The following is a 1,298-nucleotide window of genomic DNA, read 5'->3' on the forward strand; positions in this document are numbered from 1 at the left end:
TCGTGGGCGGACGACATCTCGACCATGAAACGACTGTTGGCCGGACTGCGCCGAATGATGTAGGCCGCAGTTGCGAAAAGCGCGCGGCGCCGACGGACCCTGGCCGTTCAGAATCAGTGCGCTAAGCTCCCCGTTCTCGGCCCTTCGAGAGCCGAGAACTGTCTCGAACGACCCCCGACGATGGAGACGAGAAATGAGCAACATCGAGCACTCGCTCGACATGGCCGCGAATATCAAGGGTGCTTTCGCGGTGGCCCTGGTCGACTGGGACAGCGGCATGATGCTGGGCTCGCGGGGCGGGAGCGCAGAGTTCGACCTCGACGTCGCGGCACCGGGCAACAGCGACGTGATCCGCACCAAGGTCGAGGTCGTCCAGAAGCTCGGCCTGCGCGAGAACATCGAGGACATCCTGATCACCCTCGACACCCAGTACCACCTGCTGCGCCTGATCCGCGGTACCGACGAGAAGCTGTTCTTCTACCTGGTGCTCAACCGGGCGCAGGCCAACCTGGCCATGGCGCGGCGCGACCTGCGGGTGATCGAGCAGGAGTTCTACCTGGCGCACCCGTCGAACAACGCCCGTCCCGCCCAGCCCGGGCCCGAGGGACAGTTCTTCCCCTCGAACGCCCAGCGCTGACCCGGGACATCCGCGAGAGGTGAACGCGAACGGCTCCGCCCAGTCCGGCGTCCCCCCGCGTTCCGGTGGAGGTGGCGCGCCTGCCCCTTCGCCGGACGACACCCTGGCGGACCTCGTCCGCGACCGCGCAGTGGTGGTCGCGGCACTGCTCGACGCCGGGAGCGGGATGCTGCTGGCATCCCGCTCCCGCGACGGCGCACCCGAGGACCTCGAGACGGTGTGCGCCGGCCAGGCCGACGTGATCCGCGCCGCGCTCGACGCGGCCAGGGTTTCGATCGGTGGACCCGAACCCACCGAGGTCGTCGTCGCGCACGGCGACCGGCTGCACCAGCTGCTGCGCACCGTGCACGACCCGCTCGGCGACCGGTTGGTCCTGTCGCTGCTGGTCGACGGTCCGCCGCGGGCGTTGCGGCGTGTCCGGCGCCGGTTGGGGCGCCTCGACGCCATGGCCCTCGTGCCACTCCCGCACCGCGGGGGCCTGCCGGACGCGGCTCCGCCGCAGCCGCCGGCGGCCGTCGGCGCAGATCTGTTCACCCCGGCGCATCCCGGTGCGCAGGGCCCGTGGTTCGTCGGCGACGGCGTGCGCGCCGTCGGCATGCCCGGGCCGCCGTCCTCATGGGGTGCACCTGCCGGCGGCGGGCCGGCGGGCCCCCCCCGGCCC

The 1,298-nt window shown here is 71.6% G+C and carries 1 protein-coding gene and 1 pseudogene; both read left to right on the forward strand.

Annotated elements, in window-relative coordinates:
• Positions 1 to 193: 193 nt before the first annotated feature.
• A complete protein-coding gene (locus TOK_RS22885) occupies positions 194 to 637 on the forward strand; it encodes a hypothetical protein (protein WP_098960030.1) in 444 nt (147 codons plus the stop codon).
• Between the two features lie 19 nt (positions 638 to 656).
• A pseudogene (locus TOK_RS22890) lies at positions 657 to 1,298 on the forward strand (hypothetical protein); the annotation flags it as partial.

It is taken from the genome of Pseudonocardia sp. N23 (assembly GCF_002583555.1).
Classification (GTDB): Bacteria; Actinomycetota; Actinomycetes; order Mycobacteriales; family Pseudonocardiaceae; genus Pseudonocardia.

Bases quoted from the DNA above. Each gene is read 5' to 3' on its own strand.
- TOK_RS22885 (WP_098960030.1), top strand. From the start codon at position 194: ATGAGCAACATCGAGCACTCGCTCGACATGGCCGCGAATATCAAGGGT.